General features: G+C 58.4%; 24 protein-coding genes. 17 read left to right on the forward strand and 7 right to left on the reverse strand.

All coding sequences use genetic code 11. The annotated features are described in order from the left end of the window. Window position 1: 1 nt before the first annotated feature. The gene (locus BLR16_RS19170) at window positions 2-1,423 is read left to right on the forward strand and encodes an MFS transporter (protein ID WP_074808691.1); all 1,422 of its coding nucleotides are present in this window, start codon (window positions 2-4) and stop codon (window positions 1,421-1,423) included. A gap of 68 nt (window positions 1,424-1,491) precedes the next feature. Here BLR16_RS19170 and BLR16_RS19175 read toward each other — a convergent pair whose 3' ends face one another. The 4 genes from BLR16_RS19175 to flgA all read right to left on the reverse strand — a co-directional run bounded on the left by BLR16_RS19175 (window position 1,492) and on the right by flgA (window position 4,072). Continuing rightward, window positions 1,492-2,238, reverse strand: coding sequence for a flagellar brake protein (locus BLR16_RS19175; protein WP_003370048.1), 747 nt, complete (start codon window positions 2,236-2,238; stop codon window positions 1,492-1,494). Window positions 2,239-2,320: 82 nt separating this feature from the next. After that, window positions 2,321-2,788, reverse strand: a complete 468-nt coding sequence (locus BLR16_RS19180) for a flagella synthesis protein FlgN (RefSeq protein ID WP_003370050.1) — start codon at window positions 2,786-2,788, stop codon at window positions 2,321-2,323. A 49-nt stretch (window positions 2,789-2,837) separates the two neighbouring features. Continuing rightward, window positions 2,838-3,152 carry a flagellar biosynthesis anti-sigma factor FlgM gene (gene flgM / locus BLR16_RS19185; protein WP_003370051.1) on the reverse strand — a complete coding sequence of 105 codons (315 nt, stop codon included), beginning with the start codon at window positions 3,150-3,152 and terminating at the stop codon, window positions 2,838-2,840. 161 nt (window positions 3,153-3,313) lie between these two features. Then, the gene (gene flgA, locus BLR16_RS19190) at window positions 3,314-4,072 is read right to left on the reverse strand and encodes a flagellar basal body P-ring formation chaperone FlgA (protein WP_074808694.1); all 759 of its coding nucleotides are present in this window, start codon (window positions 4,070-4,072) and stop codon (window positions 3,314-3,316) included. A gap of 77 nt (window positions 4,073-4,149) precedes the next feature. On the opposite strand from flgA, the gene BLR16_RS19195 reads away from it, so the two are divergent. Together BLR16_RS19195 and cheR are read left to right on the forward strand one after the other, a co-directional pair. Beyond that, complete coding sequence (locus tag BLR16_RS19195; protein WP_003436070.1) at window positions 4,150-5,076, forward strand: chemotaxis protein CheV; 927 nt, start codon at window positions 4,150-4,152, stop codon at window positions 5,074-5,076. 51 nt (window positions 5,077-5,127) lie between these two features. Next, window positions 5,128-5,955 carry a protein-glutamate O-methyltransferase CheR gene (cheR, locus tag BLR16_RS19200; protein ID WP_003347319.1) on the forward strand — a complete coding sequence of 276 codons (828 nt, stop codon included), beginning with the start codon at window positions 5,128-5,130 and terminating at the stop codon, window positions 5,953-5,955. A 92-nt stretch (window positions 5,956-6,047) separates the two neighbouring features. Here the strand turns inward: cheR and cynR are convergent, their stop codons facing one another. Next, window positions 6,048-6,959: a transcriptional regulator CynR gene (gene cynR / locus BLR16_RS19205; RefSeq protein WP_003436073.1), complete on the reverse strand. Its 912-nt coding sequence runs from the start codon at window positions 6,957-6,959 to the stop codon at window positions 6,048-6,050. Window positions 6,960-7,032: 73 nt separating this feature from the next. Here cynR and cynS point away from each other — a divergent pair, with 73 nt between their 5' ends. Together cynS and BLR16_RS19215 are read left to right on the forward strand one after the other, a co-directional pair. After that, entirely contained in the window at window positions 7,033-7,500 is a 468-nt protein-coding gene (cynS, locus tag BLR16_RS19210) for a cyanase (protein ID WP_003370061.1), read from the forward strand. A 10-nt stretch (window positions 7,501-7,510) separates the two neighbouring features. Beyond that, window positions 7,511-7,984 (forward strand): nuclear transport factor 2 family protein, encoded by a 474-nt coding sequence (locus tag BLR16_RS19215; RefSeq protein WP_003370064.1) that lies wholly within the window; start codon window positions 7,511-7,513, stop codon window positions 7,982-7,984. Window positions 7,985-8,030: 46 nt separating this feature from the next. Here BLR16_RS19215 and BLR16_RS19220 read toward each other — a convergent pair whose 3' ends face one another. Continuing rightward, window positions 8,031-8,474, reverse strand: a complete 444-nt coding sequence (locus BLR16_RS19220) for a hypothetical protein (protein WP_074808697.1) — start codon at window positions 8,472-8,474, stop codon at window positions 8,031-8,033. A gap of 288 nt (window positions 8,475-8,762) precedes the next feature. On the opposite strand from BLR16_RS19220, the gene flgB reads away from it, so the two are divergent. The 5 genes from flgB to BLR16_RS19245 all read left to right on the forward strand — a co-directional run bounded on the left by flgB (window position 8,763) and on the right by BLR16_RS19245 (window position 13,616). Next, complete coding sequence (flgB, locus tag BLR16_RS19225; RefSeq protein ID WP_003370068.1) at window positions 8,763-9,170, forward strand: flagellar basal body rod protein FlgB; 408 nt, start codon at window positions 8,763-8,765, stop codon at window positions 9,168-9,170. A gap of 3 nt (window positions 9,171-9,173) precedes the next feature. After that, window positions 9,174-9,614, forward strand: a complete 441-nt coding sequence (gene flgC, locus BLR16_RS19230) for a flagellar basal body rod protein FlgC (RefSeq protein WP_002554316.1) — start codon at window positions 9,174-9,176, stop codon at window positions 9,612-9,614. 15 nt (window positions 9,615-9,629) lie between these two features. Continuing rightward, window positions 9,630-10,319: a flagellar hook assembly protein FlgD gene (gene flgD / locus BLR16_RS19235; RefSeq protein ID WP_003370069.1), complete on the forward strand. Its 690-nt coding sequence runs from the start codon at window positions 9,630-9,632 to the stop codon at window positions 10,317-10,319. Between the two features lie 25 nt (window positions 10,320-10,344). After that, on the forward strand, window positions 10,345-11,673 hold the full coding sequence (flgE, locus tag BLR16_RS19240; protein ID WP_092194472.1) for a flagellar hook protein FlgE: 1,329 nt from the start codon (window positions 10,345-10,347) through the stop codon (window positions 11,671-11,673). A gap of 197 nt (window positions 11,674-11,870) precedes the next feature. Then, the gene (locus BLR16_RS19245) at window positions 11,871-13,616 is read left to right on the forward strand and encodes a flagellar hook protein FlgE (RefSeq protein ID WP_074808700.1); all 1,746 of its coding nucleotides are present in this window, start codon (window positions 11,871-11,873) and stop codon (window positions 13,614-13,616) included. Here BLR16_RS19245 and BLR16_RS19250 read toward each other — a convergent pair whose 3' ends face one another. Continuing rightward, complete coding sequence (locus tag BLR16_RS19250) at window positions 13,617-13,808, reverse strand: hypothetical protein (protein ID WP_032609907.1); 192 nt, start codon at window positions 13,806-13,808, stop codon at window positions 13,617-13,619. It abuts the gene before it with no gap. A gap of 283 nt (window positions 13,809-14,091) precedes the next feature. Here BLR16_RS19250 and BLR16_RS19255 point away from each other — a divergent pair, with 283 nt between their 5' ends. From BLR16_RS19255 to BLR16_RS19285, 7 genes are all read left to right on the forward strand, one after another. Then, on the forward strand, window positions 14,092-14,832 hold the full coding sequence (locus tag BLR16_RS19255) for a flagellar basal body rod protein FlgF (RefSeq protein WP_003370079.1): 741 nt from the start codon (window positions 14,092-14,094) through the stop codon (window positions 14,830-14,832). A 46-nt stretch (window positions 14,833-14,878) separates the two neighbouring features. Then, the gene (gene flgG, locus BLR16_RS19260) at window positions 14,879-15,667 is read left to right on the forward strand and encodes a flagellar basal-body rod protein FlgG (RefSeq protein ID WP_003412455.1); all 789 of its coding nucleotides are present in this window, start codon (window positions 14,879-14,881) and stop codon (window positions 15,665-15,667) included. 84 nt (window positions 15,668-15,751) lie between these two features. Then, window positions 15,752-16,465: a flagellar basal body L-ring protein FlgH gene (gene flgH / locus BLR16_RS19265; RefSeq protein ID WP_003370084.1), complete on the forward strand. Its 714-nt coding sequence runs from the start codon at window positions 15,752-15,754 to the stop codon at window positions 16,463-16,465. A gap of 13 nt (window positions 16,466-16,478) precedes the next feature. Then, window positions 16,479-17,588 carry a flagellar basal body P-ring protein FlgI gene (locus BLR16_RS19270; RefSeq protein ID WP_003436081.1) on the forward strand — a complete coding sequence of 370 codons (1,110 nt, stop codon included), beginning with the start codon at window positions 16,479-16,481 and terminating at the stop codon, window positions 17,586-17,588. Window positions 17,589-17,598: 10 nt separating this feature from the next. Beyond that, window positions 17,599-18,843 carry a flagellar assembly peptidoglycan hydrolase FlgJ gene (gene flgJ, locus BLR16_RS19275; protein WP_092194473.1) on the forward strand — a complete coding sequence of 415 codons (1,245 nt, stop codon included), beginning with the start codon at window positions 17,599-17,601 and terminating at the stop codon, window positions 18,841-18,843. A 10-nt stretch (window positions 18,844-18,853) separates the two neighbouring features. After that, complete coding sequence (flgK, locus tag BLR16_RS19280) at window positions 18,854-20,914, forward strand: flagellar hook-associated protein FlgK (protein ID WP_003436083.1); 2,061 nt, start codon at window positions 18,854-18,856, stop codon at window positions 20,912-20,914. Window positions 20,915-20,927: 13 nt separating this feature from the next. Next, window positions 20,928-22,520 (forward strand): flagellar hook-associated protein 3, encoded by a 1,593-nt coding sequence (locus BLR16_RS19285; protein WP_003370095.1) that lies wholly within the window; start codon window positions 20,928-20,930, stop codon window positions 22,518-22,520. Window positions 22,521-22,527: the final 7 nt, after the last annotated feature.

Here is a 22,527-nt window from a genome sequence, read left to right on the forward strand (position 1 = left end):
GATGCGCCAAATCTGGAAGTCCTTTCGAGCGCTTTATTTTGCCTCGTTGATGATGTTGATCGGCTCGGGTCTGCTGAGCACTTATCTGGCCCTGCGCCTGGCGGCCGATCAGGTTGACAGCCTGTGGGTCGGTGCGTTGATGGCCGCCAACTATTTCGGTCTGGTGCTGGGCGGCAAGATCGGTCACCGCCTGATCGGCCGTGTCGGTCACATTCGCGCCTACGCCACCTGTGCCGGCATCGTCGGCGCGGCGGTACTCGGGCATGGCCTGATCAGCTGGTTGCCGGCCTGGCTGGTGCTGAGGGTCATCGTAGGTCTGGGCATGATGTGCCAATACATGGTCATCGAGAGCTGGCTGAACGAGCAGGCGGCCGCCAAACAGCGCGGCATGGTCTTCAGCGGTTACATGATTGCCTCCTACCTGGGGCTGGTGCTGGGTCAGCTGGTGCTGGTGGTTCACCCGCAACTGGGGCCTGAGCTGCTGATGCTGGTAGCGCTGTGTTTCGCACTGTGCCTGGTGCCGGTCGCCATGACCCGGGCGATTCACCCGGCACCCCTGCATCCGGCACCACTGGAGCCGCGCTTCTTCATGAAGCGTGTGCCGCAGTCGTTGACGGCGGTACTGGGCGCCGGCCTGATCATCGGCTCGTTCTATGGTCTGGCACCGGTCTACGCCGCTGAGCAGGGGCTGTCCACCGAGCAGGTCGGTCTGTTCATGGGCTGCTGCATTCTGGCCGGGTTTCTGGTGCAGTGGCCGTTGGGCCTGCTGTCCGACCGCTATGACCGTTCCGTACTGATGCGCATCTTTGCCGCCGCACTGGTGGTGGCGTCATTACCGCTGGCGGTGTTTCCCAGTGTGCCGGTCGAGGTGCTGTTCGGTGTCGGGTTTCTGGCTTCGCTGATGCAGTTCTGCCTTTATCCGCTGGCAGTGGCCTTCGCCAATGACCACGTCGAGGCCGAGCGCCGGGTATCGCTGACGGCCATGTTGCTCATGACCTACGGCATTGGCGCCAGTATCGGTCCGTTGGCCGCGGGTGTGGTGATGAAGCAGTTTGGCGGTCACATGCTCTATGCGTTCGTCTGTGGCGCGGGTGTGATTCTGGTACTGCTGATCAGGCCCAAGGCGGTCACTCACTTGCATCAGGTCGAAAACGCACCGCTGCACCACGTTGCGATGCCGGACAGTATGTCCAGTTCGCCACTGGTGGTTGCACTTGACCCGCGTGTCGATGAGCAGGTGGTTCAGGAACAGATGCAGGCAACCGTTGAGCCTGAGCCTGAGTCGGAGCCCGAGGCGGTGTCTGAAGCTGAGGTCGATGCAGAAAGCGAGGTTCTGGCGCAGACCGAGCCGGCTGCCGGAGCGGAACCAGCTGAAGCCGATGAGCATGAACGCGAGCGTGAAAGCGAGACCTGGAAGGCCTGAGGGGAGAGTGCAGGGTAGTGCATGATTGCGGCAGCATTGCCGCAATCGCCGAAGGATTCAGGTGAGTGTCAGAAGTCCTCGTCTTTGTCGAAGCGTCGTGCTTCGCGCTGTAATTGATAGACGAAGCGCTCGACCTGACGCTGCACCAGCCCACTCATGTTGTGGAAGCGGACGCCGGCAAAGGTGGTGTTGAATCGTTCTTCGAAATGCAGGTGGCGCAACTCGACAGGTGCTGTCATGGCGCCGAAAGGCAGCTTGGCGACGAAACGCTCGTATACCTGGCCCAACTGCATGCGATCGGACACGTCGCCCTCGAAGCGCAACTTGCAACCTGTGGCAGAAATGTCCAGCAGCTTGCCGGCCAGCGTGAACTTCAAGCGGTCACCGCCGATTTCTACATCGACCAGTTGTGCCAGCTTCAGCGCAGCCCGAAATGCGTTGCGCCGCTGGTGATAGACCACTTCCTCAGGCATCGGGCCACGGTACATGCGTTGACCGTCAGTGCTGAGGATGTCCATGTGCGCAGTACTTTCCCAGGCAATCCGCACGCCGTCATGAAAGCCTTCGACACGGAAGGATTCGCCGTTGCTCAGAAAGCGTTCGCCATCACGGGGGATCATCTCGTCGAGAGCCATGACGTTGTTGTCACGGTCGACTTCAAGCAGATAACTCTGAAAGCGCTGGGGACGCTCATGGAAGGTAATGATCAGAGGATCATGACTCTCGAGTAGCAGCCGCAGGTTGGCGGCGATTTCCAAAGGTGTATTGAGAACCTTCGGGGGCTGCGGAGCATCGTCCGCGCTTGAGCCATTCACGTTCTTGAATCTCCAGGCAAAATACTACGGCAACGCAACAGCAGGCATTCTGCCACTATGCACGAAACCTTGATACAGGAAGTTACGCCTGACTCAGGGGGCGTGGTTTTGCTCTAAGGGCAGTCGATCCGCGACTGTCATAGAGTGTAGGCGTATCGCCACCGTTCAATATGCGAAGCTGGTGAGCGGTACTGACCTGTTGCAGCTGGATCAGACTACCATTGCGCTCGTTGAGCGTCTGGCATTCGTTGATCAGTGTATTCAGTTCGTCGGCGGCCAGCAGCAATTGCTCACCGATATCCGACTGGCTGGCCAGTTGCTGGAGACCACTGCGATTGGCTGGCAGGCCCATGCCCGCAAGCACCTGGCTACGCTTGCGGCCGTGCTGGTCGAGAAGAATGACCAGCGCCTGTTTCTGCGCCAGCACCTGCTCCATCTCGCCCATGTCGCGGCCGTGAAGAATCAATGATTCGGCCTGCAACAACTCAAGAAGCTGTCGGGCTGAAACCATGTCGTCAGTGATCATCTGCAGCAAAGTAGTGTCGTGCATCGCATGCTCTGGTTTTTAAGCGTCCAGAATATCCAGCGCCAGCCTTGGCTTAGCGTTGGGTTTCGAAATTCAACAGTTTGCTGGCGACACGGTTGCTGTCCACTGTGTAACTACCGTCGGCGATGGCCTGTTTGAGCTCGGCAACGCGAGCACTGTTGACGGTTGGCAGATCGGTCAGCTTGTCCGTGATTTTCTGCAACTGTTGAGCCTCACTGCTCAAGGAAAAAGTTTCCCCGGTGCTTTTGACACCTGCGGTGACGGCAGGGGCTGGGGCATCGGTTTTGGCGGTGTCTTTACTGGCGCTGGTACGTGAAGTACCGGCAACAGCCTGTGAGTTGTTAAGGCGACTGAAATCTATGACCATGATTGAAAAAACCTCTGGGTGTTTGGACGCTTGCCTTGTTTTCGGCCAACCCCTGTCAAACTTTAGGCTGATTGTGAGAAAGCTTCCCAATAGACGACATTTGCCGTCGGGCATTCCCCGCAGTCTAAAAAAAACACACCCTTCGCGCCACCATCAATGCACTACATAGCGACTTCCACCTGCCCTGGGCCGGTGACACTTGCTTTGATCACCCGCTGGGAATTGAGGTTTTTCACCCGTATCTGTTCGTTGAAGCCTCCGTCGGACATTGCTTCGCCGGGCATGCGAACCGCCAGCGAGCCGCTGCGCGCGATGATCACCACCTGATCGCCCTTGTGAACCATCTGTGGCTGCTCAAGCGCCACCGGGGTAATGACCTGGTCGATGACCATTTGTCGGACAACCTTCTGACCGACCGCCTGATCCAGCGACGCCAGGAAACCCTGACCCAGACTGCCGACATCCCGCTCACGCATCGCGACGTCTTCTTCGGTGACGATCGCGTCACGCTTGAGCGGGCGCATCACGGTCACGACGTTGCGATACAGCAATACCTGAGCGGGCACAAACACCGTCCAGGGCGAAGAACCTTCGCAGCGCACGCGCACGGTAACCCGGCCAACCGGGCGCGGACTTTCCAGTGTGGCTGTCAAATCCTTGTCGCAGGCACCCATCCTTAAACGCGGGTCGAGCTGCTTGACCTGTATCTCATGGCGCCCGTCAATCTGGTTGGTTGCCAAATAGTCTTCTACTGTGAACTCAAGAAACCCTTGGGTGACGCCGATAAGCTGTTCAGGCAGTGTGAAATTCTCGGCACGAGCGAGGGTCACCGTGCTGGAAAGGCACAGCAGAGCGATTGCGCACAGAAGCCTGCGGGTTTCTAATGCGAGGTGTCGAGAAATTGTCGTCTTTGCGTTCATGACGTAATAAATAGCAAAGCCCGTGCCGCTTGTTGATCTGGTGTCTGGGCGGCGGTCATTTTGTAAGGGGGTTCGGCATGGCAGGTGTAATGGATTCGGTAAACCAGCGAACTCAGCTGGTGGGTCAGAATCGCCTGGAGCTGCTCTTGTTCCGTCTCGACGGCAAGCAGCTCTATGGGATCAACGTCTTCAAAGTGAAAGAAGTACTGCAATGCCCGAAACTCACCATCATGCCCAAATCGAGCAAGATCGTTCGGGGCGTGGCCAATATTCGTGGCGGCACGATCCCGATCATGGATCTGGCAATGGCGACAGGATCCACAGGGATGATTTCGCTGGTTAACTCCTTCGTCATCATTACCGAGTACAACACCAAGGTTCAGGGCTTTCTGGTGCATTCTGTCGAACGCATCGTCAACATGAACTGGGAAGAGATTCATCCACCACCCAAGGGCACCGGGCGCGATCATTACCTGACCGCCGTCACCCGGGTTGATAACCAACTGGTGGAAATCATCGACGTCGAGAAAATTCTCGCCGAAGTCGCGCCAGTGTCCGAAGAAATCTCGGTCGGTGTCATTGACGCCGAGGTTCAGCACAAGGCTGTCTCCATGCGCGTGCTGACGGTCGATGACTCGTCGGTGGCCCGCAAGCAAGTGAGCCGCTGCCTGGAAACCGTCGGGGTGGAGGTCGTCGCGCTCAACGATGGTCGTCAGGCGCTGGACTACCTGCTCAATATGGTCGCAGAAGGCAAAAAGCCTGAAGAAGAGTTCCTGATGATGATCTCCGACATTGAAATGCCGGAGATGGATGGCTATACCCTTACCGCAGCAATACGTAATGATCCACGCATGCAGAAGATGCACATCACCTTGCATACCTCGTTGTCAGGGGTATTCAACCAGGCGATGGTCAAGAAAGTCGGCGCGGATGACTTTCTCGCGAAATTCCGGCCTGATGATCTGGCGGCCAGGGTCGTTGCGCGGATCAATGCAGCAGAATAACCAGCCGGGGGCGTCGTCCCCGGTGATTCACATGATTTGAGAGGCGGCACTTTGTCTACGGGTAATTTGGATTTTGATCAGTTCCGGGTATTTCTGGAAAAAGCCTGTGGCATTCTGCTTGGGGAAAACAAGCAGTACCTGGTGTCCAGCCGCCTCAACAAATTGATGGAGCAGCAAAGCATCAAGTCGCTTGGCGAGTTGGTCCAGCGTATTCAGACCCAGCCGCGCAGTGGTTTGCGCGAGCAGGTCGTCGATGCGATGACCACCAACGAAACCCTGTGGTTTCGCGACACCTATCCGTTCGAAGTGCTGAAGAACAAGGTGCTGCCCGAGCAGATCAAGGCCAGCCCTGGTCAGCGACTGCGTATCTGGTCGGCCGCCTGTTCATCGGGTCAGGAACCGTATTCGCTGTCGATGTCCATCGACGAGTTCGAGCGTGCCAATCAGGGTCAACTCAAATCGGGCGTGCAGATCGTCGCAACCGATCTGTCGGGCTTGATGCTCAATAACTGCAAGACCGGCGAATACGACAGTCTGGCCATCGGTCGCGGCCTGTCGCCGGATCGTCTGCAGCGCTTTTTTGACGTTAAAAGCCCGGGCCGCTGGGTGGTCAAGGCGCCGATCAAGAGTCGTGTGGAGTTCCGCTCGTTCAACCTGCTCGACAGCTACGCCTCGCTGGGCAAATTCGACATCGTGTTCTGCCGTAACGTATTGATCTACTTCTCCGCTGAAGTGAAGAAAGACATCCTGCTGCGTATCCACGGTACGCTCAAGCCAGGCGGTTACCTGTTTCTGGGGGCTTCCGAAGCACTCAATGGTTTGCCGGATCACTACCAGATGGTTCAGTGCAGCCCCGGGATCATCTATAAGGCCAAGTGACGGTCTGTCAGTTGCCTGAGATGAAAAAAGAGACCTTCGGGTCTCTTTTTTTGTGCGCGGCTGAAAACAGCTTTGATCGTCTGCCCACCGGTTCATGTTTGCGTACTGTTGCTCACCAGTTTTGCAAAAGCGTTGGCGGCGGCGCTCTGGTAGCCGTTTTTACGCCGCAGCAGCGCAACCGTCCGCCCGGGCAAGGCAGGGATCGTCTGAACTTCGCACAACCCAGGCTGCTCGCGAACGATGGCATCGGGAAGAATGGTCGCCATGCGGCCCTGGGCAACGACCTTGAGCAAAATGGCAATCGAGTTCGCCTCGAGGCCGACCGTCGGCTTGAAGTTCTGCGTATGGCACCAGGCATCCAGCAATTGGCGAGTGGCGAATCCGGGGGCGAGCAAGGCAAAGCGAAGCGTTTGCAGGTCCTCAAGTGTCAGCACGGTCTGTTTTTCGGGGGCAGACTTGGCCATGACCAGGCACAGTTGTTCATCGAACAGAGGCTGGCTGTCTATCTCGACGGCATGACTGCCGGCAAAACCGATGGCCAGATCGAGCGAGTCACTGATCAATGCCTCGGTGATCCGCTCCAGAGGCAGCTCCGTGAGGATGATTGCCACGCCGGGATACAGCGCGCTGAAGCGGTCGATCAGCGGCGCTATCAGGTATTCACTGAAGGTGGGCGTGACGCCGAGGCGCAAGTGTCCGCGTGACAGGTCGCTGACATCGTTGAGCGCACGCTTCCCGGCCTCCAGCTCAAGCAGGCAGCGACGCGCGTGGTCCAGATACACGCGGCCGGCATCGGTCGGCACGACGCTGCGGCGGGTGCGGTCGAACAGTTGCACACCCAGGCTGCTTTCCAGCTGCCTGATCTGTTGCGACAACGCCGGTTGCGAGACATGCAGGGCCTCGGCCGCCCGGGTGAAATTGCCATGATCGGCGACCGCCAGCAAATAACGTATATGGCGTAACAGCATGGCATCACCATAAGTCAGGGTTATGGCGATGATCATAAATCAGTCTTGGATCTTATGGTGATAGTTGCCGATGCTGTGATTGACGTGAATTCATTCCGGAGGGTTACCTATGCCGCACAGCAATATTTCCAGAGCGCCGCGCCAGCATCTGACTGAACGTGTGCTGCAGGCCAAGACTGCAAAGAACCTGACCTGGGCAGGGCTCGCAGAAGGTACGGGGTTGAGCGTGGTGTATGTCACCGCTGCGTTGCTCGGTCAGCACCCTTTGCCGGAAGCGGTGGCCGAGGTGGTCGCCGAGCGTCTCGGGCTGGACAGGGATGCGGTCGCCGAACTGCAAACCATCCCGTTGCGCGGCAATGTCGAAGACGTCTCCAGTGACCCGACGATCTATCGCTTCCACGAAATGGTTCAGGTCTACGGCACAACGCTGAAGGCATTGGTGCATGAGCAGTTCGGCGACGGCATCATCAGCGCAATCAACTTCAAGCTCGACATCAAGAAAGTCGAAGATCCGGAAGGGGGCGAGCGAGCCGTGATCACCCTCGATGGAAAATTTCTGCCCTACAAACCGTTCTGAGGACGCTGGTATGAGTGATAAAGGAAGACCGCCATTTCCACCCTTTACCCTGGAGACGGCTGTCCAGAAAGTCCGTGGCGCCGAGGATGGCTGGAACTCTCGCGATGCGGCTAAAGTTGCGCTGGCCTACACCGAAGACACCTACTGGCGTAACCGCAGCGAGTTCATCAATGGCCGCGCAGAGGCTCAGGCCTTTCTGGAACGCAAGTGGCGCAAGGAACTGGACTACCGGCTGATCAAGGAGCTCTGGGCATTCACGGATAACCGCATAGCCGTGCGCTATGCCTATGAATGGCATGACGACTCCGGCAACTGGTTCCGTTCGTATGGCAACGAAAACTGGGAGTTCGCTGCAAACGGCCTCATGCAGCGGCGCTTTGCCTGCATCAACGATTTGCCGATCGCCGAGTCCGAGCGCAAATACCATTGGCCATTGGGGCGCCGACCGGATGATCACCCGGGTTTGAGTGAGCTGGGTCTCTGATTGAAAGCGCTGTCCGGGCGGAAATGATCGAAAACCGCCCGGACTTTCATTCGGTGGCGGGTGCGTCGGTAGCTGATGCACTGTCGCCAAATAAGCTTTGATCTCTAGCCATGCCTGCGAAAGGATTCTCTCTACCGCCGTTCACGAATTGAGTTGCTTTTTTCGCGTGTGCCAGCAGTTCGGGATCAGTCGTGTCAGGCACCTCGGCATCATTTTTAGCCTTGTTGACGTCGTAGCTTCGGCCAATGATCTGGTCAAGCTTCTCAGCTGCTTTCGCCCCCAGTGCATCATGATCAAGGCTCGCATCTCTTGACGCCGCACGCGTCGCGCTTTCGCTGAGTTGCACAGAAAGAGAAGAAAGTTTGCCTGAGTCCTGCGCTTTGTTTGAGGTGGCAGAAGGGGCACGGGGGGAGGGTGAGGTGGCGGGGGACGCCACAGCTTTCGCGGTGTTAATGACCGAGTTGTTGTGAATGCCTATTGAGTCGACCAAGATGAAGCTCCTTTCCAATTCCCAATCCTTGTGCGCTTGAGTGTATCGGTCATCACCACAATCCTGTAGTGCAGATACGAGATTCGCCAACGCTGCCCCCATACTGGCAAAAAAACGGCACCCACCTTGCCGCTTTGCCCCTCCACAGCGGAAATGCCTTGCCGCTTTTCTGGCATTGCCGCCTCACCGCTGCCTACGGCCCCCGCAATCATTGGCTTTTACAACATGGCACGCCGATTGCTTTGTCAGTAACAACAGAATCAGGTCAACCGGCAAAGGTTTCCCGAAATGAGCATCAGCTTCGATAAAGCGCTAGGCATACATGAAAAGGCTCTGAACTTCCGGGCTCAGCGTGCAGAGGTGTTGGCCAACAACATCTCCAACGCCGACACCCCGAACTTCAAGGCTCGCGATCTGGACTTCTCGTCGGTGCTGGCTGCCGAAAACGACAAGGTCCAGAACGGTCACTTCGCGCTGAACAAGACCAACAGCCGTCATATCGAAGCAGAGGGCATGGGCAATGACGACGGTACGCTGATGTATCGCACGCCGTCGCAGCCTTCGCTGGACCAGAACACCGTTGATTCCCAGGTCGAGCAGGCCAGCTACACCGAGAACGCCATGGGCTTCCAGGCCAGCTTCACATTGCTCAACAGCAAGTTCAAGGGGCTGGTTGCAGCCCTTCGCGGAGAATAATTCATGTCACTAGCCAATGTGTTCAACATTGCCGGTAGCGCCATGAGTGCCCAGACCACGCGTCTGAACACCACGGCCAGTAACATCGCCAACGCCGAGACCGTGTCTTCGAGCATGGACCAGACCTACCGCGCCCGTCACCCGGTGTTCGCCACCGTGATGCAGGGTCAGCAGTCCACAGGTGGTTCGCTGTTCCAGGACCAAGGCGAAGCCGGGCAGGGCGTTCAGGTCAACGGCATCATCGAAGACAGCTCGAACCTGGAAGCACGTTACGAGCCCAATCATCCTTCCGCTGACAAGGACGGGTATGTCTATTACCCCAACGTCAATGTCGTGGAAGAAATGGCCGACATGATTTCTGCCAGCCGGTCTTTCCAGACCAACGCAGAAATCATGAACACCGCTAAATCCATGATGCAGAAGGTTCTGACCCTCGGTCAGTGATAGAAGGCGAAAGTTATGGCCGTTGATAACACCTCAGCAACCAGCGTTTCATCGACATTCCTGAATACGCTGCAGAACCCGACGCCGACCAAGACGGACTCTACCGGCACGCTGGGCAAGGATTCGTTTCTGCAACTGCTGGTCACGCAGATGAAGAACCAGAATCCTCTGGACCCGCAGGACAACACGCAGTTCGTGGCGCAACTGGCGCAGTTCAGCAGCCTTGAAAGCATGCAGAACCTGACGTCGACGGTGGATACGATCGCCAGCAGCTACAAGTCGTCGCAGGCCTTGCAGGCCTCGTCACTGGTCGGTCGCTCGGTGATCATTGATGCGAGCAGTACTTCGGTCGATACCACCAAAGGCCTGACCGGTTCGATCGTGGTGCCGGGCGAAAGCTCGCTGACGACCGTCAAGGTGTACGACGCGCAATCGAATCTGGTCGACAGTGTCGACCTGGGCACGCAAAAAGCCGGTACCACCAGCTTTGCCTGGGACGGTACGGACTCAAGCGGTACCCAGCTGCCATCGGGCACTTACAGCTTCAAGGCTGAAGGCTCGGTGGAAGGCAAGAACACGCAGTTTTCAACTTACCTGCCCGCCACGGTCAACAGTGTCACGCTGGGTGTCAATGGCGCAGAAACAACGCTTAACCTGGCCAGCGGCAGTGTCGCCCTGTCCAAAGTTCAAACTATCGGATTGTAGAGCCGCTACGGCGCAGGAGTGAAACATGTCTTTCAATATCGGCCTTAGTGGGCTCTATGCTGCAAACAAAAGTCTCGACGTTACCGGCAACAACATTGCCAACGTCGCGACAACCGGTTTCAAATCGTCACGTGCCGAGTTCGCTGATCAATATGCTCAGTCGATTCGCGGTACTTCCGGCAATACCAGCGTCGGCAGTGGCGTGACTACCGCTGCGGTTTCCCAGCAGTTCTCCCAGGGCAGTCTGACCACCGGAACAGCCAACAGTCTGGACCTTGCCATCAATGGCGACGGGTTCTTCATGCTCAGTAATAACGGTGAGAAGCTGTATACCCGTGCCGGTGCATTCCACACCGACAAGGAAGGCTATGTCGTCAACAGCAGCAACATGAAGCTGCAGGGTTACAACGTTGACGCCAATGGCTCAGTGGTGACTGGCGCGCTCAGCGATCTGCGTGTGAACGCGTCCAACCTGGAGCCCAAGGCGACGACCACAATCACCAACTCCGCCAACCTGAACTCGACAACCGCGCTGCCGACCGTTTCGACGTTCGATGCCACCGACACCAATAGCTACAACGTCAAGTACAGCACCCCGACTTACGACACTCAGGGTAATGCGCATACCCTGGATCAGTATTTCGTCAAGACCGGCACCAATGCCTGGTCGATGTATTCTCTGATGGACGGGCGCAGCATTTCCGATCCGACGTCCACCACGCCGGACAAGAATAACCTGACATTCGACTCCTCGGGCAATCTGGTGACCACTGCCGGCGGCTCTGTTCCTACCGACAGCGCCAACATCAAGTTCAATGCTGACGGTACATTCGCCGTGACCAACTGGGTGCCTGGCGTGCAGGTCGGTACTGGCACGACAGCTACCTGGGCAGCCAACGGTGCGACGGGCGCTGCTTCGATCAAGCTGGACATGTCGAGCACTACCCAGACCGCTTCGGTATCCGGTCTGCTCAAACAGGATCAGAATGGCTACGCCACTGGCCAGCTGAGCGGCATGAACGTTGACTCGAGCGGCAACCTGTTCGCCACTTATACCAACGGCAAGTCGCAGGTGATCGGTCAGACTTCGCTGACCAGCTTCGCCAACGTGCAGGGTCTGGCGCAGGCCGGCGGCACCAACTGGCGTGAAACGTTCGCTTCCGGTGTACCGGTGAGCGGCGCACCACAGTCGGGTACGCTGGGTTACATCACCGGTCAGGCGCTGGAAGAGTCCAACGTCGACCTGACCATGGAACTGGTTAACCTGATCAAGGCGCAGAGCAACTATCAGGCTAACGCCAAGACCATTTCCACCCAAAGCACCATCATGCAGACCACTATTCAGATGACGTAATACGCGTTGTTTGATACGTGCTGAAAGAGCCCCTGTAAAAAGGGGCTTTTTTATGGTTGTCTGCAAAGTATTTTGTCATGTCTTTTTTAGTGCTGAAAGTTACGGATTACTCCCTCAGCCTACTTGGAAACTTCCTACGCACGATGGTGTGAGAATAAAACTCCTCTATGAATTGCCTTTATGGCAAGGGAGTTCTCATGTCATTCAATACAGCGATCAGCGGTATTCAGGCTGCCAATAAACGACTGGAAGTAGCGGGTAATAATATTGCCAACGTCGGCACCCTGGGGTTCAAGTCGTCTCGTGCGCAGTTTTCTGCTCTATATGCGTCCGCACAGTTGGGGGCCGGGCAGCACGCTGTCGGGGATGGCGTACGACTTGCTTCGGTGCAGCAGAATTTCAATCAGGGTGAAACCGTGATCAGTTCCGGCAATGCGTTGGATATGCGTATTCAGGGTAACGGTTTTTTTGTGGTCAGTGATCAGGGTTCACTGGCCTATACCCGGGCCGGCGCCTTTCTGAAGGATGCTGCCAACTTTGTCGTCGACAGCGATGGTGGGCGTTTGCAGGGTTATGCCGCAAACGACAAGGGCGAGATTGCCAGTGGTATCCGCACGGACTTGCAGATCGATACGTCCAACGTCGGTGCTCGGGCCACGACCCGGGTGGCCGAAACCATCAATCTGGATGCCTCGCTGCCGTCACTCGCCCGCTTGCCGACCTTTGACCCGGACAACCCCGCGACCTATACACGGGTTGCCACCCGGACCATCCAGGATGTGGGGATCACTCCGGTGCCCGCATCCGACCATGAACTGAAGCAGTATTTCGTCAAGACCGAGGCTGATCAGTGGTCGATGTATGTACTGGTGGACGGGCGCAACCCGGTGGATCCCGACAGCGTAGCGCCGTTGCAGGTAAGCCTTGAGCTGAAGCCTGACGGTTCCCTGTCGTACAGCGGCAATGATCAGCATCTGCGCAAGCTTTCGGACACCGAGTTTGCCTTGCAGGGTTGGGTGCCTGCCGCGCAGATCAATGGCGCCTGGGCGGCAAATGGCTCCCTGAACGGCGGGGCTGTTTCGTTGCCGTTGAGCGACGCCGGGGCCAGTCTGCTCGACCCGGGCGATACGGTCATGCATCGGCCGGTTCCGCACTTCAACCCCGCAGATCTGAACACCTACAGCAGGATGTTCGGTAACCAGATCTTTGACAGTCAGGGCAACACCCATGAGCTGAAACAATATTTCGTGAAGGACGGCACCAACAGCTGGCGCCTGCACGTACTGATCGACGATCGAAACCCGCAGAACTCCGGGTCCACCACGCCGCTGACGGCAAACATCGTCTTCGATTCCCATGGCGCCGTCGCGTCGTTGACCGGCAGTCCGGGCCTGAGCAGCAATGGCGATCAGCTGAAGCTCACGGGCTGGTCGCCTGTGATGGCGGTTGATCCTGGCACCGGTCGCGAGCGCTGGATATCCAATGGGGCGGCTGGCAGCGCTGACGGCATCACCATCGACTTCACCCATCTGCTTCAGCACAACGCTGCCAGTTCGCGCTCCGCCGCATACGTGGATGGCCATTCGGCAGGGGAATTGAAAAGCCTCGACGTTGGCCGGGACGGCATTCTGCGTGCGGGGTTTACCAATGGCATGACTAAAGATATCGGTCAGGTGATGCTCGCCAGTTTCGCCAATCCGCATGGCTTGCAGCCGCGTAGCGATACACGCTGGACCGCCACTGCCGATTCCGGAGTGGCTGAATATGATGTGCCGGGCGTCGGTACGCTGGGCAGCATCGTCAGTGGCGCACTGGAAGGTTCGAACGTCGTGCTGGCCGATGAGCTGATTGCGCTGATCCAGGCCCAGACGGCCTATCAAGCCAACTCCAAGGCGATATCCACCGAAGTGACGCTGATGCAGACGCTGATCCAGTCGACCTGATCAGATCGAGCAGTCGGCTTTGATGAAGTGGCCTTTCAAGCGTTTCCAGCCTGGGCCCGGGCTGGCCTGGGCGCAGACGATCCGGCTGTCGCCCTGCCATTTGTAATAGTGGGCGGGAGCGGCCTGAGAGAGCAGGGCAAAGGTCATCAGGCTCGCGCTCGCGATACCGATGATGCACGCACGAAAAGGCATGACGGTTCCCGGTCACGGTTGCGGTGTCGGCAAGATTATCACTGTCGATCCGGTTCTCGGCGCAGTTCGATGAAGTTTTTTTGGCGGTGTTTCCTGTCTGGCAAGCGGCAGGCGGCAGTCCACCGCCGCTATTGGTTGGCGCTCTTTCCTCAAGCCATCGGCGATCGCCAGTTTTTACTGGCTAATCAGGCATTTGTATCGAGCCTGACAAGTTGGTTCAAAAATTGCTTTAACCCTTTCAGAACAGCTACAGGCGGCAAGCGTCTGTCGGAGGAGGAAGACTGTGGACAAGTTGCTTTACGTCGCAATGAGCGGTGCATCCGAAAACGCGATCGCGCAAAAGGCTCATGCCAACAACCTGGCAAACGTCTCGACCAACGGTTTCATGCGTGACCTGGAACAGGCCCGCTCGATGCCGGTGTTTGGCGAGGTCATGCCGTCGCGAGCCTACGCCATGAGCGAGCGTCCCGGGACCGACTTTTCCGCCGGTGCGATGGTGCAGACCGGTCGTGAGCTGGACATCGCCGTCAAGGGTGATGGCTGGATCGCAGTGCAGACGCCCGACGGCGGTGAAGCCTACACCCGCAGTTCCGGCATGAACATCGATGCCCTGGGCGTGTTGCGCGACGGCAGTGGTTTGCCGGTTATGGGCAACGGCGGTCCGATTGCCGTGCCGCCTCAGCAGCAGATCGAGATCGGCGCCGACGGCACGATCAGTATTCGTTCGCTGGGCGAGAGTCCTCAGGTGATGGCGCAGGTCGACCGCATCAAGCTGGTCAAGCCTGACCTGAAGACCATGGAGAAGGGCCCTGATGGCCTGATCCACACCAAGACCGGCCGGCCTGCCGATGCAGATGCCACCGTTCAGGTCGAGTCCGGCTTTCTGCAGGCGAGCAACGTCAATGCGGTCGAGGAAATGACCTCGGTACTGGCCTTGTCCCGTCAATTCGAATTGCACGTCAAGATGATGAAGACCGCCGAAGAAGACGATCAGTCTATGGCTCGCGTCTTGCAACTTGGCTAATCAATGACAGCTTGCGCCGACAAACCGGCGCTCGAGGAGAACACACATGCTTCCTGCACTATACGTCGCCAAAACCGGTCTTGCCGCTCAGGACACCAACCTGACCACCATCTCCAACAACCTGGCGAACGTCTCGACCACCGGTTTCAAGAGTGACCGGGCCGAGTTCCAGGACCTGCTGTATCAGATCAAACGCCAGCCGGGTGCCCAGTCCACTCAGGACAGCGAACTGCCTTCCGGCCTGCAACTGGGTACCGGTGTGCGTATTGTCGGCACGCAGAAGAACTTCACTGCCGGTAGCCTGCAGACCACCAACAACCCGCTGGACCTGGCGGTCAACGGTCGTGGTTTCTTTCAGGTGACCCAGCCGGACGGCACCATTGCCTACAGCCGTGACGGTACGTTCCACCTCGACGCCAACGGCCAGATCGTCACGGCCAACGGTTATGCCCTCGAGCCTGCGATCGTTGTTCCGCAGAACGCCCAGACTTTTACGGTCGGTCAGGACGGTACTGTTTCCGTCACGCTGGCAGGCGCAACCGCTACGCCGCAGATCATCGGCAATATCCAGACCGCCGACTTCATCAACCCCGCCGGCCTGCAGGCCATCGGTGGCAACCTGTACCTGGAAACCGGTTCGAGCGGCGCGCCGCAGATCGGCACCCCTGGCCTTAACGGCCTTGGCCCGACCCTGCAGAACACCCTTGAAAACTCCAACGTCAGCACCGTTGAGGAACTGGTCAACATGATCACTACCCAGCGCGCCTACGAGATGAACTCCAAAGTGATCTCGACCGCTGACCAGATGCTGCAAAACCTGACTCAGAACCTGTAAGTCCTTGATGTCGCTGCTCGTAGAACCGCTCAATCCGATGGGGCGCCTGATAAGCGCCTGTTACACCGCGAGGTTTCAAGTGTCATGAACCGCCTTAGTGTTCCGCGTTTTTCAGTGTTGATCGCTTCATTGTGCGGGATCACCCTGCTGTCCGGCTGTGTTGCGCCGACGGCCAAGCCCAATGACCCTTATTACGCTCCGGTGTTGCCGCGTACGCCCATGTCGGCGGCTGCCAACAATGGCGCCATCTATCAGGCCGGTTTCGAGCAGAACCTGTACGGCGACCGCAAGGCCTTCCGTATTGGCGACATCATCACCATCACGCTTTCCGAGCGTATGGCGGCGAGCAAGGCGGCCACTTCGGCGATGACCAAGGACAGCACCAACAGCATTGGTCTGACCTCGCTGTTCGGTTCGGGTCTGACCACCAACAACCCGATTGGCGGTAACGACCTGAGCCTGAACGCTGGTTACAACGGCGCGCGGACTACCAAGGGTGATGGCAAGGCCGCACAGAGCAACAGTCTGACCGGCTCGGTCACCGTGACGGTTGCGGATGTGCTGCCCAACGGCATTCTGGCGGTGCGTGGCGAGAAGTGGATGACCCTCAATACCGGTGACGAACTGGTGCGGATTGCCGGCCTGGTCCGGGCTGACGACATCGCGACCGATAATACCGTGTCGTCCACCCGTATCGCCGATGCACGTATTACCTATTCGGGGACCGGAGCCTTTGCCGATACCAGCCAGCCAGGCTGGTTCGACCGGTTCTTCCTCAGCCCGTTGTTCCCTTTCTGATAGCGGGATAGACATGATCAAGCTCAAGCAACTGATAGCGGCGACCTTGTTGTTGTCCACAGCGTTCGGCGTGCATGCCGAGCGTCTGAAGGACATCGCAAGCATCTCCGGCGTACGGGCCAACCAGTTGATCGGTTACGGTCTGGTCGTGGGTCTCAACGGTACAGGTGACCAGACCACCCAGACCCCGTTCACCCTGCAGACCTTCAACAACATGCTGTCGCAGTTCGGCATCAAGGTGCCGTCGGGTTCGGGCACCGTGCAGCTGAAAAACGTCGCGGCGGTTGCGGTGTACGCAGATTTGCCAGCGTTCGCCAAACCGGGCCAGACGGTCGATATCACTGTTTCCTCGATCGGTAACTCCAAAAGCCTGCGCGGTGGTGCGCTGTTGATGACACCGATGAAAGGTGTCGACGGCAACGTTTACGCCATCGCTCAGGGCAACCTGGTGGTCGGCGGTTTCGACGCGGAAGGCCGTGACGGCTCGAAGATTACCGTCAACGTTCCGTCGTCGGGTCGAATCCCCGGTGGTGCGTCGGTAGAACGCGCTGTACCGAGCGGCTTCAACCAGGGCAACACCCTGACGCTGAACCTGAATCGCTCCGACTTCACCACTGCCAAGCGCGTCGTGGACAAGATCAACGACATGCTTGGCCCTGGCGTCGCTCAGGCGCTGGACGGTGGTTCGGTGCGCGTGACTGCGCCGCTCGACCCAAGCCAGCGTGTGGATTACCTGTCGATTCTGGAAAACCTGGAAATCGATCCGGGCCAGACCGCTGCCAAGGTCATCATCAATTCGCGGACCGGCACCATCGTCATCGGCCAGAACGTCAAGGTTTCACCTGCCGCCGTCACCCACGGCAGCCTGACCGTGACCATCACCGAAGACCCGATCGTCAGCCAGCCGGGCGCATTGTCCGGCGGACAGACGGCGGTAGTGCCTCGCTCGCGGGTTAACGCCCAGCAGGAACTGCACCCGATGTTCAAGTTCGGTCCAGGCACCACGCTGGATGAGATCGTTCGCGCGGTCAATCAGGTGGGCGCTGCGCCCGGTGACCTGATGGCCATCCTCGAAGCCCTTAAGCAGGCCGGCGCGTTGCAAGCCGACCTGATCGTGATCTGAGGATTCGAGCATGGATATGCCCAAGAGCGGAATTTCGTCGGCGGTCGATTCGGGTGCCTACACCGACGTCAACCGTCTGGCGTCGCTGAAGCATGGCGACAAGGACAGTGTGGAAAACCAGAAGAAGGTGGCCCGCGAGTTCGAGTCGCTGTTCGTCAGCCAGATGCTCAAGGCCATGCGCTCGGCCAACGAAGTGCTGGCCAAGGACAATCCGATGAACACCCCGGCCACGCGGCAGTATCAGGATATGTATGACCAGCAGTTGGCGGTCACGCTGTCCACCCGTGGCAACGGTATCGGTTTGCAGGACGTGCTGATGCGCCAATTGTCGAAAGACAAGGGGATAAACCACGCTGCGCCGGTCAATACGACCGACGCTGCAACGGCCGCTACTGACGCTGCGCCGGCCAAGACCGGTCTGGCGACCAGCGTCTATCAGCGTCCGTTGTGGGCCACGCGCTCGGCGGCTGCCGATCAGGCGGCGGCTGCGGCCTCGGCGTCCGGAGAAGGGCGCAACGACATGGCGCTGCTCAATGCGCGTCGTCTGTCGCTGCCCGCCAAACTCACCGATCGTCTGCTGGCCGGCATCGTGCCTTCTGCCACCACAGCCGTCAGCAACAGCCCGGTGCCGGCTCGTGCGACAGCCGGTACTTCAGGCAACAACGGCGACTGGACACTCGATCCGAACCTGGCCCCCGCGCCGGAATACGTGCGCTCCATGGCCCAGCCACCGCTGGCACCGGCCAAGCGCGCGTTCAGCAACGCCGATCAGTTCGTCGAAACCATGTTGCCACTGGCCAAGGAAGCCGCAGCGCGTATCGGCGTCGACCCGGTCATGCTGGTGGCGCAGGCGGCACTGGAAACCGGTTGGGGCAAATCGATCATGCGTCAGCAGGACGGTAGCAGCAGTCACAACCTGTTCGGCATCAAGGCGGCGGGCAGCTGGAAGGGTGCCGAAGCGCGTGCGATCACCAGCGAGTTCCGCGACGGCAAGATGGTCAAGGAAGCGGCGGATTTCCGTTCCTATGATTCCTACGCCGACAGCTTCCACGACCTGGTCAGTCTGTTGCAGAACAACAGCCGCTATAAAGAAGTGGTCAATTCGGCCGATAAACCGGAACAGTTTGTAAAAGAATTGCAGAAGGCCGGTTACGCCACTGACCCGGACTATGCCAGCAAGATTTCGCAGATTGCGAAGCAGATGAAGAGTTACCAGACTTACGCCGCTGCAGCGGGCTCTTCCACGACTTTATAAGGTTTGACTCATGTCGCTGATTTCAATTGGGCTCTCAGGTATCAATGCCAGCAGTGCCGCGATCAACACCATCGGTAACAACACGGCCAACGTGGATACCGCGGGTTACTCGCGTCAGCAGGTGCTGACCACGGCTTCGGCGCAGATCGCTCTTGGTCAGGGTGTAGGCTACATCGGTACCGGCACTACGCTGTCGGACGTACGTCGCATCTACAACAGCTATCTGGACACCCAATTGCAATCGAGCACCGCCCTCAGCGCGGATGCAGTGGCTTATTCCGGTCAGGCCAGCAAGACCGATACATTACTGTCAGACAATGCGACGGGGATCTCCGTGCAATTGGCGGACTTCTTCACCAAGATGCAGGGCATCGCCACCAGCGCCACGCAGTCGGCCGAACGCTCGTCGTTCCTGACCCAGGCTGGCGCGTTGAGCGCACGCTTCAACTCGGTTTCGTCGCAGTTGTCCACGCAGAACGATAACGTCAACACGCAGCTCAACACCTTCACCAAACAGGTCAACGAGCTGACCACCACCCTGGCGAGCCTGAACAAGCAGATCACACAAGCGTCTGCGGGCAACGCCACGCCGAACACCCTGCTTGACTCGCGCAGTGAAGCGGTTCGTCAGCTCAACGAGCTGGTCGGTGTGAAAGTGGTCGAGAACAACGGTAACTTCGACATCTATACCGGTACCGGACAATCACTGGTCAGTGGCGGCACGTCCTACAAGATGTCGGCCAGCCCGAGCCCGTCCGATCCGTTGCAGTACAACGTGCAGGTTGCCTACGGCCAGACCCAGACCGATGTGACCTCAGTGCTCACTGGCGGCTCGATCGGTGGTCTGTTGCGTTACCGCAACGAAGTGCTGGTGCCTGCGACCAACGAACTGGGCCGTACCGCGATGGTATTGTCGGACCAGGTCAACAGCCAGATGAACCAGGGCATCGACAGCAAGGGCAATTTCGGTTCGAACCTGTATTCCAGCATCAACAGTGCCGAAGCCATTACCCAGCGCAGCATCGGCAAAACCACCAACAGTGTCGGCTCCGGCAACCTCAACGTCACCATTGGCGACACCAGCAAGCTGACCGCCAACGATTATGAAGTGACGTTCAGCGACTCGTCGAATTTCACCGTACGTCGTCTGCCCAACGGCGAGAGCGTCGGTGCCGGTTCGCTGGCTGACAATCCGCCCAAACAGTTCGATGGCTTCAGTGTGAGCCTCAACGGCAATACGCTGGCAGCCGGTGACAGTTTCAAGGTCATCCCGACCCGCACTGGCGCGTCGGGGATCTCGGTGGTTCTGACCGACGCCAAGGATATTGCAGCGGCCGCGCCCTTGACGGCAACGGCGGGATCCAGCAACTCCGGTACTGGTGGCTTCACCCAGCCGGTGCTGAACACCAAGTCGGATATCTACGACAGCACTCAGACCGCTGACCTGCGCAATGCGCTCAAAGACTCCACCCCGATGAAACTGGTGATGGGTGCGGTCAGCAGTACCGGCGTGCAGAGTTACACCCTGATCAATGCGAGTGGCGGGGCGGTGCTCGACCAGAACGGCAATGCCGTTGGTGGCTCGATCATCCAGGGCCAGGCCAACACGATCAAATTGAACGTCGGCTATACCGACACCACAACGACGCCGAGCAGCAGCACTGCGTTCCAGCTGGAAATGACCATCTCCGGCTCGCCGGTTGCCAATGACACGTTCAGCATCGGCATGACCGGTGGCGGCTCGTCCGACAACCGCAACGCGTTGGCAGTGGTCGGCCTGCAGACCGCCAAGACCGTCGGTGTCGTCAACGGTGGCGTGGGCACCAGCCTGTCCGGTTCGTATGCAGATACGGTATCGGTTGTGGGTACGCTGGCGAGCCAGAGCAAGAACGATGTGACCGCCACTGCGGCCGTTGTCAGCCAGGCCAAATCGTCACGCGACTCGGTCTCGGGTGTATCGCTCGACGAAGAGGCGTCCAACCTGATCAAGTATCAGCAGTACTACACCGCCTCTTCGCAGATCATCAAGGCAGCACAAACCATTTTCAGCACGCTGATCAACAGTCTTTAAGGAATCGTGAGCCATGCGTATCTCGACTACCCAGTTCTTCGAATCCACGAACACCAATTATCAGCGTAACTATTCGAACCTGAACAAGACCAGCGAAGAGGTCTCCAGCGGCATCAAGCTCAATACCGCAGGCGATGATCCGGTAGGTGCCGCGCGCGTACTGCAACTGGCGCAGCAGAACTCCATGCTGACCCAGTACGAAACCAATATCGGCACGATCAATACCAACGCGGTGACCACCGAGACCACGCTGACCAGCATCATCGACACGATGCAGGCTGCGCGGGAGCAGATCGTATCGGCAGGCAGTGGCGCGTTTACCGACTCGGACCGGCTCGCCAAGGCTTCGGCCCTCAAGCAGTACCAGAGTCAGATTCTGGGCTTGATGAACAGCCAGGACCCTAACGGTCAGTACATATTTTCCGGTTCCAAGGCCTCGACGCCACCGTATTCGCTGAACGCCGATGGCTCCTATAGCTACAAGGGCGACCAGACCAGCGTCAATCTGGCGGTAGGTGATGGTTTGGTCATGGCCAGCAACACGACAGGTTTCGAGGCCTTCGAGCAGTCGGTCAACACAACCCGTACGTCTGCCACACTGCTTTCGCCTGCAACCGATGACGGCAAGATCGGCCTCAGCAGTGGCCTGGTGACGTCCACTCCGACCTATAACTCCAGCTACCAGGGCGGCGAGCCCTATACGCTGACTTTTCTCAGCGGTACGCAATTCAAGATCACTGATGCCAGTGGCACTGACGTGAGTTCCGATACCTCGACTGGCGGCAAGTTTTCCCACGGCTCGTTCGATGCCCAGACGTTTACCTTCCGCGGCGTGGAAATGACGCTCAACGTCAACCTGCCGGCCGCTGACCGGGTCTCGGACGCTACCGCAGATGCGGCGCTGGCCAATCGCAGCTATCAACTGGCGTCGACACCGGACAGTGTTTCCACCTCGCGCAGCGCCGGCAATACGTCAACGGCGACCGTCAGCAGCTCTGTCGTGGGCAATACCGCTGCGGACCGGACTGCTTTCAACAATACCTTCCCGACAGACGGCGCGATCCTCAAGTTCACCAGCCCGACCGATTACGAGCTGTACGCCGCGCCGTTGACCACCAGCAGCAAGCCAGTGTCCAGCGGCACCATGACCGGCTCGACGGCCAACGCCTCCGGTGTGAACTTCAATATCAGCGGTACACCGGCTGCCGGTGATCAGTTCATCGTCGAGTCTGGCACGCACCAGACCGAGAACATTCTCAATACGCTGACAGCGGCGATCAAAGCCCTGTCGACGCCCACCGATGGCAACCTGGTGGCCTCGCAGAATATGACGGCAGCGCTGAACTCTGCGCTGGGCAACATGAGCAGCGCCATCGAACAAGCTTCTACGGCACGTTCCAGTGGCGGCGCGCGTCAGCTGGCGGCAACCGCCCAAGGTACGACCAACGATCTGCTCAAAGGCAACAACACTACTGAGCAAGGTACTTACGTAAACGCTGACATCGTCGAGGCGACCACCCGCCTTACATTGCAGAAAACCATGCTGGACGCTTCTCAGCAGGTGTTTACCATGCTATCCAAGTTGAACCTGTTCAGTCAGCTTTGAGTTCTGA

Origin of the sequence: Pseudomonas sp. BS3767, from assembly GCF_900099665.1 — a bacterium.
Lineage (GTDB): Bacteria > Pseudomonadota > Gammaproteobacteria > Pseudomonadales > Pseudomonadaceae > Aquipseudomonas > Aquipseudomonas cerasi.

What these genes read in the sequence shown, in the direction of transcription:
- BLR16_RS19170 (WP_074808691.1), top strand. Translation starts at nt 2, where the DNA reads ATGCGCCAAATCTGGAAGTCCTTTCGAGCGCTTTATTTTGCCTCGTTG.
- BLR16_RS19180 (WP_003370050.1), bottom strand. Translation starts at nt 2,788, where the DNA reads ATGCACGACACTACTTTGCTGCAGATGATCACTGACGACATGGTTTCA.
- flgM (WP_003370051.1), bottom strand. Translation starts at nt 3,152, where the DNA reads ATGGTCATAGATTTCAGTCGCCTTAACAACTCACAGGCTGTTGCCGGT.
- flgA (WP_074808694.1), bottom strand. Translation starts at nt 4,072, where the DNA reads ATGAACGCAAAGACGACAATTTCTCGACACCTCGCATTAGAAACCCGC.
- BLR16_RS19195 (WP_003436070.1), top strand. Translation starts at nt 4,150, where the DNA reads ATGGCAGGTGTAATGGATTCGGTAAACCAGCGAACTCAGCTGGTGGGT.
- cynR (WP_003436073.1), bottom strand. Translation starts at nt 6,959, where the DNA reads ATGATCATCGCCATAACCCTGACTTATGGTGATGCCATGCTGTTACGC.
- cynS (WP_003370061.1), top strand. Translation starts at nt 7,033, where the DNA reads ATGCCGCACAGCAATATTTCCAGAGCGCCGCGCCAGCATCTGACTGAA.
- BLR16_RS19215 (WP_003370064.1), top strand. Translation starts at nt 7,511, where the DNA reads ATGAGTGATAAAGGAAGACCGCCATTTCCACCCTTTACCCTGGAGACG.
- flgB (WP_003370068.1), top strand. Translation starts at nt 8,763, where the DNA reads ATGAGCATCAGCTTCGATAAAGCGCTAGGCATACATGAAAAGGCTCTG.
- flgC (WP_002554316.1), top strand. Translation starts at nt 9,174, where the DNA reads ATGTCACTAGCCAATGTGTTCAACATTGCCGGTAGCGCCATGAGTGCC.
- flgD (WP_003370069.1), top strand. Translation starts at nt 9,630, where the DNA reads ATGGCCGTTGATAACACCTCAGCAACCAGCGTTTCATCGACATTCCTG.
- flgE (WP_092194472.1), top strand. Translation starts at nt 10,345, where the DNA reads ATGTCTTTCAATATCGGCCTTAGTGGGCTCTATGCTGCAAACAAAAGT.
- BLR16_RS19245 (WP_074808700.1), top strand. Translation starts at nt 11,871, where the DNA reads ATGTCATTCAATACAGCGATCAGCGGTATTCAGGCTGCCAATAAACGA.
- BLR16_RS19250 (WP_032609907.1), bottom strand. Translation starts at nt 13,808, where the DNA reads ATGCCTTTTCGTGCGTGCATCATCGGTATCGCGAGCGCGAGCCTGATG.
- flgG (WP_003412455.1), top strand. Translation starts at nt 14,879, where the DNA reads ATGCTTCCTGCACTATACGTCGCCAAAACCGGTCTTGCCGCTCAGGAC.
- flgH (WP_003370084.1), top strand. Translation starts at nt 15,752, where the DNA reads ATGAACCGCCTTAGTGTTCCGCGTTTTTCAGTGTTGATCGCTTCATTG.
- BLR16_RS19270 (WP_003436081.1), top strand. Translation starts at nt 16,479, where the DNA reads ATGATCAAGCTCAAGCAACTGATAGCGGCGACCTTGTTGTTGTCCACA.
- flgJ (WP_092194473.1), top strand. Translation starts at nt 17,599, where the DNA reads ATGGATATGCCCAAGAGCGGAATTTCGTCGGCGGTCGATTCGGGTGCC.
- flgK (WP_003436083.1), top strand. Translation starts at nt 18,854, where the DNA reads ATGTCGCTGATTTCAATTGGGCTCTCAGGTATCAATGCCAGCAGTGCC.
- BLR16_RS19285 (WP_003370095.1), top strand. Translation starts at nt 20,928, where the DNA reads ATGCGTATCTCGACTACCCAGTTCTTCGAATCCACGAACACCAATTAT.